Origin of the sequence: uncultured Thiodictyon sp., assembly GCA_903837595.1 — a bacterium.
Classification (GTDB): Bacteria; Pseudomonadota; Gammaproteobacteria; order Chromatiales; family Chromatiaceae; genus Thiodictyon.
The window spans coordinates 1-15,917 of sequence record CAILVI010000116.1 but is presented as its reverse complement, the minus strand read 5'-3'; the positions used below and the strand labels follow the sequence as shown (position 1 = coordinate 15,917).

The window sequence follows — 15,917 nt, the reverse complement described above, 5'->3', positions numbered from 1 at the left end:
TTCCAGGTGGTGCGCACCCTGGGACGCGGCGCCATGGGCATCGTCTACGAGGCCCACGACCCGGTGATCGGGCGCCAGGTCGCGATCAAGCTGGTCCGCACCCACCTGCTGGAGGGCGAGGAACGCCAGGACTATGTGGAGCGTTTCAGGCGGGAGGCGCAGGCGGCCGGGCGTTGCAACCATCCGTGTATCGTCACGATCTTCGACTTCGCGCTGCACGAGGGCGACCCCTTCCTAGCGATGGAGTATGTGGACGGGGTGGGCCTCGACACCGTGCTCACGCAAGGCGAACGCTTCGCCCCGACCGCCGCGGTTCATCTGATCGCTCAGGTGCTTGATGCACTGTCCTGCGCCCATGCACTCGGCATCGTGCATCGGGACATCAAGCCCGCGAACATCCTGTTGCTGGACGGGGGCCGGGTCAAGGTCACCGATTTCGGGATCGCCCGGCTCGACAGCTCGGAGCTCACCCAGGTGGGCATGGTGGTCGGCACCCCCAGCTACATGTCGCCTGAACAGTCCTATGGCGAGGGGGTCGACCCGCGCAGCGATCTGTTCTCCACGGCCACCGTACTCAAAGAGATGCTGATCGGTAGGCGCTCGTCGGGCGGCCGCAGCTTTACTGACATTGCCCAGGGCCTCCAGCGCATTGCACCCACCGGCGATGTCGAGCTGGCGACCCTGGCCGGCCCCGCCTTGCAAGCGGCGATTGCGCGGGCCATGGCCACGCGACCGCAAGACCGCTACGACAGCGCCGCCGCCATGACCGAAGCGCTGCGGTTGGCAATCGGCGAGCCGGCATCCCAGGCGGCACCCGCGGCGTTAGCTGATCAGACCGTACTCGCAGTCCGCGCCCGTGGCGCGGCGGCGGGACCGGCCCTGGGCAGCGCCACGCTCGACCCGGCGGTGTTGAGCGGAGTCGAGCGCCGGCTCGCTGGCCATGTGGGTCCCATCGCCCGGTATCTGGTGCAGACCTCGATCGGGACCGCCGCCTCCCTGGAGGACCTCTGCGAGACCCTGGCGCAGCGGATCGATCGCCCGGACGCGCGTCGGCAGTTCATGTCGGAGGCGCTGGAATTGGTCAACACCGACACGGCCAGACCCGGCAGCGCGCCGCCGACCACGGCGGCGGGACAGTCCCACGCGGGGCCGGCATCGGCCATCCCGCCGCAGGAGATCGCACGCGCCCAACAGGCACTCGCGCAGACCTTGGGACCAATCGCCCGGGTACTCGTGCAGCGCACATTAGCGCAGGCACGCACCGGAGAGGAGTTGTGGGACCTGCTGGCCACTCACATTGGCGCCACGGGCGACCGCGCAGCGTTTCTGCGACGACGCGACGCAGGTTAGCCCACGACGCTCAATGGGGGACTGGACAATCCCCGACGGCCGGCCTCAGCGCCGCGGCCCCCGCCGGGCTCAGAGGCGGCGACTGGCTGCCGTTGGCCGCAGCGAGATAGTTGGCCAGGGTAGCGATCTCCTCATCACTCGCGAGCGCGCACAGCGGATACATGTTGCCGGTCCTTTGCAACGCCTTGAGTGCCACATAGATGGGCCCGGCGGCGGCCACCTGGGGGTTGCCGAACAGCGCAGGATAAGGGCTGCCACTCAAGCGGGTCGTGCCCTCACCGTGGCAGCCCGCACACAGCTCGGCATAGAGCGCGGCGGGTTCGACCGCGCGGGCGCCGCCGCGGGGCATCAGCAAAACGAGCGCGAGTAGCGGGAGGATGCGGCGGGCCTTCATGAGCGCGCCCCCCATTGCAGTTGCAGGAGTCTCAACCCGGCATGGGCCGATTGCACCGCCCCTTCCATCCAGGCCGGGATCTGGCTCACATGCTCCCCGGCAAAGACGACCCGCCGGTCGCCGGCGGCGATCCGCGGCAGATCGCGGTCGCGGCCATTCTTGGTCCAGGCGCCGAAGCAACCAGCACTGTAGGGGATGCGCGCCCAGGCGACCGAGACCGCCGAGTCAAACTCGGCCGCGGCCCCGGGGTGCAGCGACGCTAGGTCCGCCAGGGCGGCGCGCTGGCGCTCGGGCGGCGTCAGCGCGGCCAGACGCAGTGAATCGCGCACCCCGTAATAATTGGTCAGGACGCCGGTGGCGGTCCCGAGTCCGACGCTCGGGTAGGCGACGAACAACTCGGGATCGTCAATAAAGGAGTAGCCGGCGAAAATCTGCTCATCCTCCTCCCAAAAACGGCGGCGGAATCCCAGACCGATCTTCACGACCGACTCATAGCCCAGGGTGGCGATGATCCCCTGCACAATCGGGTCGAAGTCGGTGTCTATGCGCGACAGGAGACTGAATGGGATGGTGCAGACCGCCTGCGCGGCCCGCTCCTCATGCAGCTCACCGGAGCGGGCATCGCGCCAACTCACCCTGACCCCATCGCCGTCCTGACGCAACCGGACCAGCTCCGCGCCCAGTTGGATGGTCCCCGCCGGGAGTTGCCCGGCCAGCGCCAGCGCCAGGCGGTCCATGCCGCCGGTCACCGTTAGGACCGGCGTGGGAAATTTCGCGCTATTGACCCAGCCCGGCACCGCGTCGAGCTTGCCATAGGACCAGACCTGTGCAGACGGCAACGGCGTCGACAGTTCGCCGGGGGCGTCCACCGCGCCCGGCGGGACCCGGTAACCCCGCGCCGGGCTACCGTGGTAGCGGCCGGACTGATCCAGTGTCCCAAAGCGACGCGCCCAGGCAGCCAGGGTCTGGTCATCGGCGGCGCCCCCGGCGGGTCCCAGCAGTTCCACCAAGCGCTGCATCGCATAGCCGATCTCGTCCCGGTCGAGCTCACGAAAGCGCAGCCGCTGGCCGGACAGCGGGTGGCCGGGTGTGCGGCGCAGCAGCCAGTTCTGACCGAGCGGTCCGCTCTCGTAGAGTTCCAGGGGCACGCCCAGCCGGCGGGCGTAGGCGAGCACGCCCCGATGCCAGGTCATGATGCGATTGGCGCCAGCGTTGAGATAGTCGCCGGAGGCAAAGGTACAGACCTGCTCGGCGCCGCCCATCTCGGTGAAGCGATCCCCAGCGCGCAGCGTCCAGCAACGCCCGCCCACCCGCTCGCGTGCCTCCAGCACCCGGACCCGGCAGCCGGCGCGATGCAGTTCATACGCGGTCACCAGGCCGGCGATGCCGGCCCCCAGCACCAGGACCTCGCGGCCTTGCGCACTGCCGGGCGGCAGGGCGCCGTCGTTGCGCTCGTCGGTGCCCCCCGCCAGGGCCGGCCAGCGCGCCCCGGCGGCCAGTATGGCGGCTGCCAAAAGCAGGCAACGACGGGAGAGATCGGGACGATCGAGTTCATCGCTATTCATGATTCACTCACACAACAGCAGGTAAAATCACAGGCAGGAGCGGCCCGGCCGCGACCAGATGGCCGGGGACTGCGCAGCCTCGTCGCGGCCGGGGGCCGCTCCTACAATTCAAACTCCAACGCGACCCGGAAGCCGACGTTGCGGTTGCGGTAACCGGGCACGTCGTGATTGCGCAACGCGCTACGCTGATGCCGTCCCTCATCGAACCAACTGCCCCCGCGCAGCACCCGCTCTTTTCCGGCGGCAGGACCGCCCGGGTCGGTCAGTGGACCGGCCGCATAGTCCCCATACCAATCCTGGCACCACTCCTGGACGTTGCCATGCATCTCATAGAGGCCCCAGGGGTTGGCCGGGAGGCTTCCGACGGGGACCGTCTGCTCCCGATACGGACCCTTGGCGCCCGCGCCGCAGGGATAGTTGCCATTGTAGTTGGCCTGGTCGGGGCAGAGTGTCTCGCCACAGTGGAAGGGAGTCACGGTCCCGGCCCGGCAGGCGTATTCCCACTGCACTTCAGTCGGTAATCGATAGGACCGGCCGGTGTGTTGGGACAGCCACTGGCAGTAGGCCAGCGCGTCGTCCCAGGTCACCTGAATGACCGGACGGCGACCGCGACCCCAGCCGGCATCGCCCGTCGGGTCCCGGCCGGTAGCGCAACAGAAGGCGTCGTAGTCGTCGAAGGTGACGGCATAGCGCCCGATGGCGAAGGGCCGGGAGAGCGTAACCTCGTGCTGCGGACCCTCATCGCCCGCACGCTCCACCTCATCCTCCGGGGAGCCCATGATGAAGCGGCCGGCGGGGATGATGGTGAGCTCCGGCGGGACGACGGTCAGGGTGACCTCGCGCCCCTCGTAAATCGGCTCAATCTGGTCGGGCCGCAACCAACGTTTGCGACGGCGTTGCCCCGTCTGGACCTTTTCGACTCCGCTCACGCTGAATTCAGGGTCGCGGAAGACCGGGGGCCGACCCAGGGCCGCGGCGGCGGCCTGTTGCAGTGCCTGGACCTGATGGGCGGGCCAGCCATGAATGTTTGGTGGCTCGGTGTCGCTGATCTGCCTGACCGTCATGCCGGTGTGTCCTCTTCGCCTGGGGGGTGCAGGCGGGGATTGTACCGCCCCGCGGGCAGGGCCGAGCCAAGGGATGGAGTGCCGGGGCACGGGGAGCGCCGTGTGCCTGCGTCTGTCTGACTGGCGGCTGACTCGGCGCTCAACCCAGCAGGTTCGCCCCGGTATAGACACCAAGCCGGGTCAGGGTGGCGGACGGCAACTCACCGAATAGCGACCGGTAGTCGGCGGAGAAACGACCAAGCTGGTAGAAGCCGAAGGTCATGGCGATCTGCGCCACGGTGACGCCCCCGCGCGGCGCCGCCAGCAGGGCACGACGCGCGGCATGCAGGCGCAACCGGCGGATGAACTCCATGGGTGAGGTCCCGAGCCGCTCCTGGAAGGCATACTCCAGGGTGCGCTGACTGACCTCGACCTCGGCGCACAAGGCGGCGACACTCAAGCCGCCCAGGTCAGCGGCACGCACATAGTCGATGGCCAGATCGAAGCCGCGCTGGCGCCGCGTCGCCGCCACCAACGACGGCCTGGGTGCGGCCAGGCACAGGGTGCGCAGCAGCCCCCCCAGCAGATCGGATTCCAGGGTGGCCACGGCGTGCGGATAGCCCAGAACCCGCGGATCGGCGTGGAGGCGATTCAACAGACGCCGCAGCCAGGTCCCGAGGACGCGCCAACCCCGAGGAGCGGCCGGGAGCACCCGAACGCCCGCACACTGCTCGATGGCCAGCGCCGTCAAAGGATCGACCTGGGCGCGCAGCCAGTCCAGGCGCAGCAGGGCGACCACATGCTCCTGGCCGGCATCCATCCGGGCATCCAGCGCACCGGGCAAGGACGCGGGAAGCCCCTGCTCGGGGAATGCCGCCCCCCAATAGTGAGACAGCCCGCCCAGGCGGATCGGCACCGCAAAGCCCAGCATCCCGGCCGGAGTCATGCCCTGGACGCGCAAGGCACCGAGGAAGGACTCCCGGTAAAGCAGCCAGTTGGGGGTAACCAGGGCCTGCTTGCGGTTACGGAAGGGGCCGCCGGTGAGGGGGGAGGCGAGAATTTCCCAGGGAGGCGACGCACTCTCCCAGACGCAGGGGTCGTCGATATCCTGCACGGTGACGAAGGCGGTCGCTGCACGGGCCACCGGGCCGCCCACGGTTGTCTGTCTCGACGTCGCCAACGGTTCCCCCCCAGTTGCGGAAAGTGCATAGACCCCGGGCGGCATTTGCCCTAATTTCTACCGGCGGATTCTAACAGCTCTCGCCGCGGCACTGCTCACCCATCGGTCCGGCCTTACCGTGAAAGTCGCGCCGGGAGCGCGCTCCAGGTCTCCCTCCCCTATTGGGGGAGGGCGGGGTGGGGGAACGGCCAAGGCGCCCGCCACTTTCATCTTGCGGAGTGGTGCGGGCGCCATGGCCGTTGCCGCGAAGGGGACCACGTCGGCCAATCCCAACCGTCCAATAATCGTCGGCACAACCATTGGCCAAACGAATCTGTCTGCCTATAATCGAATTTCCTCCATCACAGTGTTGCGGGTAAGAATCCATGAAGACTTTCTCGATCAATGCACTAGCCGCGCTTGTACTCACTGCCCCGTTGACCGCGGTAGCCCAAACCCCCGATCCAACCGGCCCGATACCGCATTTTGACGACCGCTGGTATATCGCGCCCTTCGCCACCTATAGCTGGGCCGACCGCAACCGCGGGACGAACGATAACTGGGGGTACGGTCTGGCCGTCGGCAAACCGCTGAACGAACGCTTCAACCTGGAATTGCGGGCAACCCAGACAAACTTCGTCAGCAAGTCGAACATCGGCGGCAACTACAAGGCGACCGACGTGGCGGTGGATGGGCTCTTTTTCTTCAGCCGCGGCAAGTTTCAGCCATTCCTCTTGGCCGGCATCGGCGCCATCCAGGACGGCTTCAGTTGTAACCGCAACGCCGTCAACGCCGCGCTGGGGTGCCAATCGCGCACCAGCTGGAACTTCATGGCCGAGGCCGGCGCCGGCTTCATGGTCCCGCTCGGTGACTATGTTTCCTTCCGCCTGGACGGGCGCTACCGCTACGACAACAACCGGGGCAATTTCAACAACTCCAGCGGCCTGGGCGACTGGATCGTGACCGCCGGCGTAGTCATCCCGCTGGGTGCGCGCAGCGCCCCCGCCAAGGTAACCCGCACCTTCACATTGTCCGCGGACGCCCTGTTCGCCTTTGACCGGTCAGATCTCTCACCCACCGGCCGGACCACCATCAACAACTTCTCGCGTGACCTGGGCCAGGCCAACTACGACGCGATCCGGGTCGCTGGTCACACCGACCCAATCGGCTCGGAGGCTTACAACATGGCCCTGTCAGATCGTCGCGCCAACACGGTACGCGGCCAACTGGTCACCGATGGTGTCCCCGGCGATCGCATCAGCGCCCAAGGCTACGGCAAGACCAATCTGAAGGTCACCCCCGCCGAATGCGCCGGCACCAAGTCCAGGGCGGCCTTGATCGATTGCTACCAACCCAACCGCCGCGTCGAGGTCACGGTGGAGGGAATGACCTCCAAGCAATAGCCGCAGCGGCGTAGCAGCGTAGCGGATCAACCAACCCACCGGAGTGGAGCGACGAGACCGATGGCAAACCTGAGCGAGCTAGTTGGCACCTTCATACAGAACACGATGTCCCCCTCCGGTGGAGAACGCATCGGCAACATCCTCAACGACCTACAGGCCAATATCAGCAACATGGCCAACCGCCAGGGAGGGGCGAGTGGCGTGCTGAACAAGATGCTGGAGGCCGCCAAGACCACCTTGGGCAACGCCTCTGAGAACCCGACGCAGGCAGCCGGTCTGGGTGCCGTACTGGGGTCTCTGTTGGGCGGTGGTAGCAGTTCGGTCGCCGGTGCCGTTAAGGGTGGGGCGTTCGCGCTGCTCGCGGGTGTCGCCTACAAGGCCCTGACCAGCGGCGGTCAGGCCGCCCCAGGTGGTTCAGCCCCGGCCTTCAGCGGCGGCGCGCTGCCGGTCGGCATGACGGCGGCGCAGACCCCGGCAGACCACCAGGTGTTGGACACGACCGCGGAATTGGTCATCAAAGGCATGATCAACGCCGCCAAGGCCGACGGCGAGGTGAGCGCAGATGAGATCGCGCACATCCTGGGCAAACTCAAAGAGGCCGGGATGACCGCAGAGACGGAGGCGTGGATCTTCAAGGAACTGAGTCAACCACTTGATCTCTCGGCCTTCGCCGCCGCCATCCCCAACCAAGAGGTGGCCGCCCAGGTCTATGCCGCATCGCTCCTGGCGATCGAGGTGGACACGCCCCAGGAGCAGGCCTATCTGGAGGACCTGGCCAGGCTCACGGGGCTGGACGCGGCGGTCGTCCAGAACATCCAACAGACCCTGGGGGTCAAGGTCTGAACCCCTGCTGCCAGGCCGCGACAAACGGCCTGAGCAACGGCAGGCTGCGCGGCAGCCGCCCGGCAACGGTCGGCTGCCCCCTCAACCGAGGCGGGCCGGCTCCCGCGTGACGGGGTTTCGCCCCTGATTGCGGAAAGTGCATAGACCCCGGGCGAGGCTTGCCCTAGCTTTACCGTCAGGTTCTTATTCCCCATCGAACGATCCAACCCGGAGTCCGGCCCATGAAGCGACCCCTCGGCCTGCTCGCCGCTGCGGCATTGCTGATCCACCTGCCCCTGACTGCCACGGGGGCCGCGGCTCAGACCGCACCCGAAGTATCGGCCAAGCCCAACATCCTCGTCATCATGGGCGACGACATCGGCTGGATGAACGTCTCATCGTACGGCGCCGATAGTATGGGCGTGCCCACGCCCAACATCGACCGCATCGGGCGTGAAGGGCTGCGGCTCGGCGCCTTCTACGCCCAACCCAGTTGCACCGCCGGGCGGGCGGCCTTCATCACCGGCCAGTTGCCGGTTCGCACCGGGTTGACGACGGTCGGCACCCCGGGCTCCCCCGCCGGGCTCAAGGCCGAGGACATCACACTCGCCGAGATCCTGAAAACCAGAGGCTACGCCACGGCACAGTACGGCAAGAACCACCTGGGAGACCTCGACGAGCATCTGCCCTGCCGGCACGGCTTCGAAGAGTTCTGGGGCAATCTCTATCACCTGAACGCCAACGAGGACCTGGAGGACCCGGACCGGCCCACCAAGCCCGAATTCCTGGCCAAGTTCAACCCGCGCGGCATCGTCTCCTGCACCGTCGGCGGGCCCGCCGCGGACGAGGGACCACTCACTACCGAGCGGATGAAGACCTTCGACGATGAGGTGGCTGCCAAGTCCCTGGCATTTCTCGACCGCCGTGCCCAGGACGGCAAGCCCTTCTTCCTGTGGCACAACAGCACCCGCCAGCACGTCTTCATCCATCTGAAGCCCGAATCCCAGGGCCAGTCCCGCGCCGGCCGTGAGGACGTCTACGGCCAGGGGCTCAAAGAGCACGATGGGCACGTGGGTCAATTGCTCGCCAAGCTCGACGAGACGGGGCTCGCCAAGAACACCATCGTCATCTACACCACAGACAACGGGGCCTATCAGTACATGTGGCCGGAGGGCGGCACCTCACCCTTCCGTGGCGACAAGGGCACGACCTGGGAGGGTGGCGTGCGCGTGCCCTTCCTTATCCGCTGGCCGGGGGCGCCCGCTGGACGGGTGAGCGGCGAGATCGTCGATATGACGGACCTGCTGCCCACGCTCGCCGCCGCTGCCGGCGAATCCGGCGTGGCAGACAAGCTCGCGGCTGGCACGACCTACGGGGAGCGCACCTACAAGGTCCATCTGGACGGTTTCGACCAGGGTGCCTTCTTCACCGGCCAGACCGATAAATCAGCGCGCAACTTCGTCTTCTATTATGACGAAACGACACTGACCGCCATCCGTTACAACCAATTCAAGGTCACCTTCTCGGCCAAGCTGGCCGGCCACTGGGACGACCCGCTGCAAAACCTGGGGCGCCCGGTCATCGACAACCTGCTGATGGACCCCTTTGAGCGGCAGTGGGGTGATCTGAATCGGCAGTATGCCGAGCACAAGGCCTGGGTGCTCACGCCGATGGTCGGTGTCGTGGAGCAGCACTTCGCGAGCTTCAGGGACTTCCCCATCCGACAGGTCGGTCTGTCGGCCCAGTTCGGCAAGACCATTGAGGGCATTCAGTCGCAACTGCTCAAGATGCAGCAGGCGAACTAGGCAGTAGGAGATGAAACCGGCAAATCACCCGCCGGGCGTGTCTCCCGGCACCACCTTACTCTGGTCCTTGGCCCTGACACTCGCCCTTGGGTGTCCGGGAGCGACGCTCGCCGCCGAGGGCGGGGTCGGCCATTACCTGCCGGGCGGCATGGCGACCCTGATCGACCGGCCGCCGACCAAGCTCGGCTGGGTCGTGGAGCCGATCTACCTACACTATGAGGGGTCGGCCTCGGCGTCCCGAGCGATCCCCATCGCCGGGACCCTGGCCGCGGGGCTCAATGCCAGCAGCGATGCCCTCCTGCTCGGCGGTCTCTATACCTTCGCACAGACCCCGCTCGGCGCCCACTATAGCGTCGGCGCCTATCTGCCCTATGTCTGGGCGAGCGTCAGCGCCCAACTCGACACCCCGCTCGGCACGGTGCGCCGCCGCGACCGCGCCGCTGGGGTCGGCGACCTGACGCTGATTCCCGCCATGCTGGCCTGGCAGACCGGATTCTGGCAGCTCAGCGCCACGCTCCCGGTCTATGCGCCCACCGGCGAGTACCGCAAGGGCCGGCTGGCCAACCCGGGACTCAACTACTGGACCTTCGACCCCACGCTGGGTGTCTCCTATAACAATGATAAGAGCGGCCTCAATGCCGCGCTCTATCTGGGGCTCGGCATGAACACCGAGAACCGCGACACCCGCTATCGCAGTGGCTCCACCCTGCACCTGGACGCCAGTATTCAGCAATTGCTGCCCCTCGGCCCGGGCTTTCTCGGCATCGGCGCCGAGGCCTTTTACCTGGAGCAAGTGACCGCCGACAGCGGCGCGGGCGCACGCTTAGGCCACTTCCAGGGCCGCACCGCCGGGGTCGGCCCGGTACTGAGCTACATCCTGCCACGCGGCCCCAAGACCTTCGCCGCGGAGCTGCGCTGGCTGCCGGAATTGCACGTGAGCAACCGCCTGACGGGTGATTACGTTTGGCTGAAGCTGGTTTACAAGTTCTGAGCGCGGACCGCGTAACCCCGCGTCAACGGTTCCAACGATCAGGAGAAATCAATGAGACTTCCCACAGCGATCACACTGCCCCTGGTCTTCGCAATGTACTTCGGCGCTGCTTGGGCGCAGCCGACGCCGGCCCCTGAGCCGTCACCGGCCATCCCCGTCGATGTCGGCAACTTCACCCGCGCCGAGACCGACATGTACTTCGCGAGGACGTTGCAACGCGGCGCCTTCGGCAAGTTCGGTCACGATCGGGAGGTGGTGGCAATCGAGCAGCAGGACGTGGTTGGCATGAACCGCGACACCCTGTACTCGTACGCGGTCTTCGACCTCGACGCGGCGCCGGTCACCATCACGCTGCCCGACCCCGGCCAGCGCTTCATGTCACTGCTGGCCATCTCGCAGGACCACTACGTCGTCGACGTGGTGTACGCGCCGGGCCGCACTACCTATACCAAAGAGAAAGTGGGAACGCGCTACGTCTTCTTGGCCGTGCGCACGCTCATCGATCCCCAGAATGCCGGCGACGTGAAGGCCGCCAACGCGCTGCAGGACGCCATCACGACGGAGCAGGCCAACGTCGGCACGTTCGAAGTGCCGAACTGGGATGCGGCCACGCGCGACAAGGCCCGCAGTGCGCTACTCGCGTTGAACGCGCTCGGCGGTTCGCCGAACCGGTTCGGTCGCAAGGACGAAGTCAATCCGGTCGACCACCTGATCGGTACCGCAGCCGGCTGGGGCGGCAATCCACCGAATGCCGCGATCTATGTCCCGGTGTATCCCAAGGCGAACGACGGCACGACGGTGCACCAGATCAGGGTCAAGGACGTGCCGGTCGACGGGTTCTGGTCGGTCATCGTCTACAACAAGGACGGCTACTTCGAAGCACCGATCGAGACTATTTCAGTCAACAGTGTCACAGCGAAACAGAGTCCGGAGGGCGCCACGACCATCCGTTTCGGCGGCGACCCCGCCGCGCCCAATTATCTCCGGATCATGCCGGGCTGGAGCTATATGGTGCGCCTCTACCAACCCCGCAAGGAAATCCTCGACGGCGCCTGGAAGTTCCCAGACGCGGTGCCGGCGAAGTGAGTCCGCAAAGCCCGTCCTATCGCGTCCTGACGGCAGCGGCGGCGTGCGCGTTCGGCCACCGCCCGCATTCTTTTTATCGCAGTGGCTCCACCCTGCACATGAACGCCAGCATCCAACGCCTGACGGGTGACTACGTTTGGCTGAAGCTGGTTTGTCAGTTCTAGACACCATATTGCTGTTCAATGATAACGAGCGGAGACCAAAATGAATCAATCGATGCTGAGACTGGCGGCAACCACGCTGGCGCTGGCCATCACCTGGGCCGTCCCCGCCCATGCCGCCAAGCCCGGTCATCCGGCCGCGGGCGGCCCTGGGGACTGGCGGCTGATTGGGACCACGCACGCCGATCACACGGCCGACCATGACACGATCCGCGTGCCGGGTCCATTCGATAACTTCAGCCGCATCAAGTTCAAAGTCACCGATGCCCCCCTGAACATGCAGCACATGGTCGTCACCTATGATAACGGCGCCCCCGACCGCATCGAGGTCCGCCAGAACATCCCCAAGGGCGGGGAGAGTCGCACGATCGACCTCAAGGGTGTCGGCAAGCGCAGCATCCGCAAGATCGACTTCTGGTACGACACCAAGGGCTGGCTGAGCGGCAAGGCCGACGTGACCCTGTTCGGGAAGTAGACCGTCATGACCGCCACCTTACTTTTGCTGCTCAAGAGCGCCGTCGGGATCATCATCCTGGCGATCGGTATGGACTCGACCCGCGGCGACCTCATTTATCTGTGGCGGCGGCCCGGGCTACTGCTGCGCTCGCTGCTCGCGATGTACGTGCTGGTGCCGCTGGCGGCCTTTGCGCTGGTGAAGGTCCTGACGCTGCCGCCCGCGGTGGAGGTCGGACTGCTGGTCCTTGCGGTCTCGGCCGGGGCACCACTTCTGCCGCGCAAACTGATGCGTATCGGCGACGGCGCCTACACCTTCAGCCTGGTGGTGACCTCCTCCCTACTCGCCATCGTGCTGGTCCCGGCCTGGCTGTGGCTGCTCGGTTCGCAGTTCGACAACCCACCGGACCTCGCGCCGGCGCGCGTCGCATGGGTACTCGCCAAGTCCTTTTTCCTACCGCTCGCCGCCGGGATGCTGATCCGCGGCCTGTTTCCGGCCTTTGCCCAACGGGTCTCAGGGTGGTTGATCGGCGCCGCCGGGGTGGTGCTGACCCTGAGCGCCTTGGTGCTCATGGGGCTGCACTGGGACCTGCTGCTGGAGGCCCGCTGGGCCGGGGTACTCACGCTGGCGGCCCTGATCACGCTCGCGCTGGCCATCGGTCACTGGCTCGGCGGCCCGACCGAGGATGACCGCACCGCGCTCGCGATTGCCTGCTCCACCCGTCATTTGGGGATCGCGGTGCTGGTCGCCTCGGCCATGCCTGGACCCAGGACCGCCGTCATTGTCGCCGTGTACATACTCACCTCGGCCCTGATATCGATTCCCTACCTGCATTGGCGTCGGCGCGTGTCGGCCCGCATGGCCACTGCATCCAACCCAACGACGCCCTGATAGATACCAAACGAGGATCAACTGATGACCATGCAGAAGCGCGTTTCGACCACCGCCCTGATGTTGACACTGATCGGCGCCACCGCCATCGCTGGCGCCGGTGTGCTGGACCCCGAGTGCACCGCACAGAAGGCCGCCAAGAGCGCGGCGGCCAAGGCCACCGTCGGGGTCGGCGGACGCTGCTCACCCGCCGAGGCCGCCAAGGACACGGCCAAGCGCGCGGCCAGTGGTGTGGACAAGGGGGCGGTCAAACAGGCACCCGACGCGGCCAAGGACACCGCGAAAAAGGCCGTGAAATAACAGGGCGAAGCAGCCCCCGCCCCATTGGATGACCGGAGTGCCCCCAGATGACACCGCGTACCCTCGCCCTCCTCTCCCTCGTCTGCCTCGGCCTGAGCGCCGCGGCAGTCAGTCAAGCCGCCCCGCCCGATCCGCCGACCGGCACGCCGACCAAACCCAATATCATCGTCATCCTGGCCGACGATCTGGGTAACGCGGACCTGGGCTATCGCGGCAGCGACATCAAGACACCGAACATCGACGCGCTGGCCAAAGACGGCGTGCGGCTGGAGAACTTCCACGGCATGCCGGTCTGCACCCCGGCGCGCGCGGCCCTGATGACCGGCCGCTATTCGATGCGCCAGGGTCTCCAGACCCTGGTGATCTTCCCCAATCACCGCTACGGTCTGCCCACCGACGAGCGGACCCTGCCGCAGGCGTTGAAAGACGCGGGCTATGCGACCTACATGGTCGGCAAGTGGCATCTGGGCCATGCCGACCGGAAATTCTGGCCGCAGAATCGCGGGTTCGATCATTTCTATGGCAATACGGTCGGTGAGGTCGACTACTTTACCCACAAACGTGCCGGCGTCCTCGACTGGCAGCGCGACGGCACCTTCATCGACGAGGAAGGCTATTACCTGGACCTCATCGGCAATGAGGCGGTCAAGATCATCGAACACCAGAGCAAGGACCAGCCGTTCTTCCTGTACTTTGCCTCACTCGCCCCGCACGCGCCCTATCAGGCGCCCAAGGCCGGGGAGGACCGCTATGCCGACAGCATTGCGGACCCGACGCGCCGTACCTATGCGGCCATGATCAGCTCACTCGACGAGCAGGTGGGGCGGATCGTCAAGGCATTGGATGACCGCGGCCTGCGCGATAACACCCTGATCATCTTCTCCAGCGACAACGGGGGACCCCGCAGCGCGGTGGTCGCGAGCGGCGCTCACTCCCCCGAAGAGCGCGCCGCGAGCGGCGTCACCCAGGATGTGTTGCCGGCCAGCAACGGCACACTGCGCGGCGGCAAGGGCAGCCTGTACGAGGGTGGCGTGCGCACCCCGACCATCTTCAACTGGCCGGCCAGGCTCCAGCCGCGCGTGGTCGACGAGCCGCTGCACATGGTGGACGTGATGCCCACCGCCCTGGCCCTGGCCGGCGCACCCGCCAATCCCGTCGACAAGCCGCTCGACGGCAAGGACATCTGGCCGACCGTCGCCACGGGTCAGGCGTCGGCGCACGACGACATCCTGGTGAACGTCGAGGCCTTCCGCGGTGCGGTCATCAAGGGCCAGTGGAAACTCGTGAAGGTCGCGCTACTGCCGGGCAAGACTGAACTCTTCGACCTGAGCACTGACCCGGACGAGAAAACCAACGTCGCCGAGCAGAATCCGGAGGTGGTCCGTGACTTGGAAGGCCGGCTGCTGGCCTACGCGAAACAGCAGAAGACGAGCGAATGGATGAAGGCGCAGCCGGACTACCTCGGTGCCCAGGGGCAGACCCTGTTCGACCCGGACTTCGACATCGACGACGACGGGATGCCGCACCTGAAACCGGCGCTACCCCAGCCCTGAGGCCGCGCGTGTCCAAGCACATCTCGGCGCGAACCCGCAGCGCATTCAGCGACCGACCGAAGTCAATCACGAGAGGGATAAGATCATGAGAATGAAACCGAACTGTCTGACCGCACTGATCGTTGCCGGCCTCGCGCTGGCGGGTACGGTGGCGGCAGAGGAATCCGCGACACCGCCAGCCGCCGCGGCACCGCCAACCGCTGCGGCGCAGGCCCCATCGGTCGATCCCGCGGCCATCCAGGCGCTCGTGCGCATGGGTGGGTATCTGCGCGGGCTCACCAGTTTCAGCGTCGAGGCGACCGATTCCACCGAGGATGTGCTGGACTCCGGACAAAAGATTCAACTGCTGAAGACGGTCGCTCTTCAGGTCCGTAAGCCTGACCATCTGCGGGCTGATGTCGTGACGGATCAGAAGGCACGTGAAATCTTCTATGACGGGAAGAACTTTACCCTGCTGACACCCGACACCCGATATTACGTCACGGTTGCCGCCCCACCCACCATTGGCGGGGTATTGCAGGAGGTCGAGGCCAAGTACGGTATCGAGTTCCCGTTGGTGGACCTGTTCCTGTGGGGCGGTGACGCGGACGCAACAGCAGACGTCCAAGAGGCCATGGTCGTCGGCACCAGCAAGATTGGCGGACAGGTCGCAGACCACTATGCCTTCCGTCAGGCCGATATCGATTGGGAGATCTGGATTGCCCAAGGCGCCGCACCGCTGCCGCTGCGCTATGTCATCACCACCAAGGACGAGGAAGGCTTGCCGCAGTACGCGGCCAACCTGAGTTGGGATACGCAGGCCAAGCCCGCTGACGCGGTCTTGTAACTGTTCAGGTACCCCGGCCAAGCTACCCCAGCTGAGGCATCGGCGGGTTGCCCTGGAACGTCATGACCAAGGCTTGGTAGGTATCGAAGGATTGCTTGTGTAAGGTCGAGAGGT

Annotated in this window: 15 protein-coding genes; 11 read left to right on the top strand and 4 right to left on the bottom strand. The window is 66.3% G+C overall.

Annotation, left to right across the window (positions count from 1 at the left end):
• Positions 1-6: 6 nt before the first annotated feature.
• Positions 7-1,350, top strand: a complete 1,344-nt coding sequence (locus QZY44_RS06465) for a serine/threonine-protein kinase (RefSeq protein ID WP_365303492.1) — start codon at positions 7-9, stop codon at positions 1,348-1,350.
• A gap of 10 nt (positions 1,351-1,360) precedes the next feature.
• Here QZY44_RS06465 and QZY44_RS06460 read toward each other — a convergent pair whose 3' ends face one another.
• From QZY44_RS06460 to QZY44_RS06445, 4 genes are all read right to left on the bottom strand, one after another.
• A complete protein-coding gene (locus QZY44_RS06460) occupies positions 1,361-1,744 on the bottom strand; it encodes a cytochrome c (protein WP_295443865.1) in 384 nt (127 codons plus the stop codon).
• Complete coding sequence (locus QZY44_RS06455; RefSeq protein ID WP_295443862.1) at positions 1,741-3,309, bottom strand: FAD-dependent oxidoreductase; 1,569 nt, start codon at positions 3,307-3,309, stop codon at positions 1,741-1,743. Before QZY44_RS06455 ends, QZY44_RS06460 begins: the two co-directional genes overlap by 4 nt.
• 101 nt (positions 3,310-3,410) lie before the next feature.
• Positions 3,411-4,373 (bottom strand): formylglycine-generating enzyme family protein, encoded by a 963-nt coding sequence (locus tag QZY44_RS06450; protein WP_295443859.1) that lies wholly within the window; start codon positions 4,371-4,373, stop codon positions 3,411-3,413.
• A gap of 139 nt (positions 4,374-4,512) precedes the next feature.
• Positions 4,513-5,508: a helix-turn-helix domain-containing protein gene (locus QZY44_RS06445; protein ID WP_295443856.1), complete on the bottom strand. Its 996-nt coding sequence runs from the start codon at positions 5,506-5,508 to the stop codon at positions 4,513-4,515.
• A 389-nt stretch (positions 5,509-5,897) separates the two neighbouring features.
• Here QZY44_RS06445 and QZY44_RS06440 point away from each other — a divergent pair, with 389 nt between their 5' ends.
• The 10 genes from QZY44_RS06440 to QZY44_RS06395 all read left to right on the top strand — a co-directional run bounded on the left by QZY44_RS06440 (position 5,898) and on the right by QZY44_RS06395 (position 15,803).
• On the top strand, positions 5,898-6,914 hold the full coding sequence (locus tag QZY44_RS06440) for an OmpA family protein (RefSeq protein WP_295443853.1): 1,017 nt from the start codon (positions 5,898-5,900) through the stop codon (positions 6,912-6,914).
• Between the two features lie 60 nt (positions 6,915-6,974).
• The gene (locus tag QZY44_RS06435; protein WP_295443850.1) at positions 6,975-7,757 is read left to right on the top strand and encodes a tellurite resistance TerB family protein; all 783 of its coding nucleotides are present in this window, start codon (positions 6,975-6,977) and stop codon (positions 7,755-7,757) included.
• Positions 7,758-7,978: 221 nt separating this feature from the next.
• A complete protein-coding gene (locus tag QZY44_RS06430; RefSeq protein WP_295443847.1) occupies positions 7,979-9,541 on the top strand; it encodes an arylsulfatase in 1,563 nt (520 codons plus the stop codon).
• Between the two features lie 10 nt (positions 9,542-9,551).
• Positions 9,552-10,532: a transporter gene (locus tag QZY44_RS06425; protein ID WP_295443844.1), complete on the top strand. Its 981-nt coding sequence runs from the start codon at positions 9,552-9,554 to the stop codon at positions 10,530-10,532.
• A 51-nt stretch (positions 10,533-10,583) separates the two neighbouring features.
• On the top strand, positions 10,584-11,618 hold the full coding sequence (locus QZY44_RS06420; protein WP_295443841.1) for a DUF1254 domain-containing protein: 1,035 nt from the start codon (positions 10,584-10,586) through the stop codon (positions 11,616-11,618).
• A gap of 204 nt (positions 11,619-11,822) precedes the next feature.
• A complete protein-coding gene (locus tag QZY44_RS06415; protein WP_295443838.1) occupies positions 11,823-12,254 on the top strand; it encodes a hypothetical protein in 432 nt (143 codons plus the stop codon).
• A 6-nt stretch (positions 12,255-12,260) separates the two neighbouring features.
• A complete protein-coding gene (locus QZY44_RS06410) occupies positions 12,261-13,124 on the top strand; it encodes a bile acid:sodium symporter (RefSeq protein WP_295443835.1) in 864 nt (287 codons plus the stop codon).
• 24 nt (positions 13,125-13,148) lie between these two features.
• Positions 13,149-13,424, top strand: coding sequence for a hypothetical protein (locus tag QZY44_RS06405; protein ID WP_295443832.1), 276 nt, complete (start codon positions 13,149-13,151; stop codon positions 13,422-13,424).
• Positions 13,425-13,471: 47 nt separating this feature from the next.
• Positions 13,472-14,977: an arylsulfatase gene (locus tag QZY44_RS06400; protein WP_295443830.1), complete on the top strand. Its 1,506-nt coding sequence runs from the start codon at positions 13,472-13,474 to the stop codon at positions 14,975-14,977.
• An 85-nt stretch (positions 14,978-15,062) separates the two neighbouring features.
• Positions 15,063-15,803 carry a DUF2092 domain-containing protein gene (locus QZY44_RS06395; protein ID WP_295443827.1) on the top strand — a complete coding sequence of 247 codons (741 nt, stop codon included), beginning with the start codon at positions 15,063-15,065 and terminating at the stop codon, positions 15,801-15,803.
• The last annotated feature ends 114 nt before the right edge of the window (positions 15,804-15,917 follow it).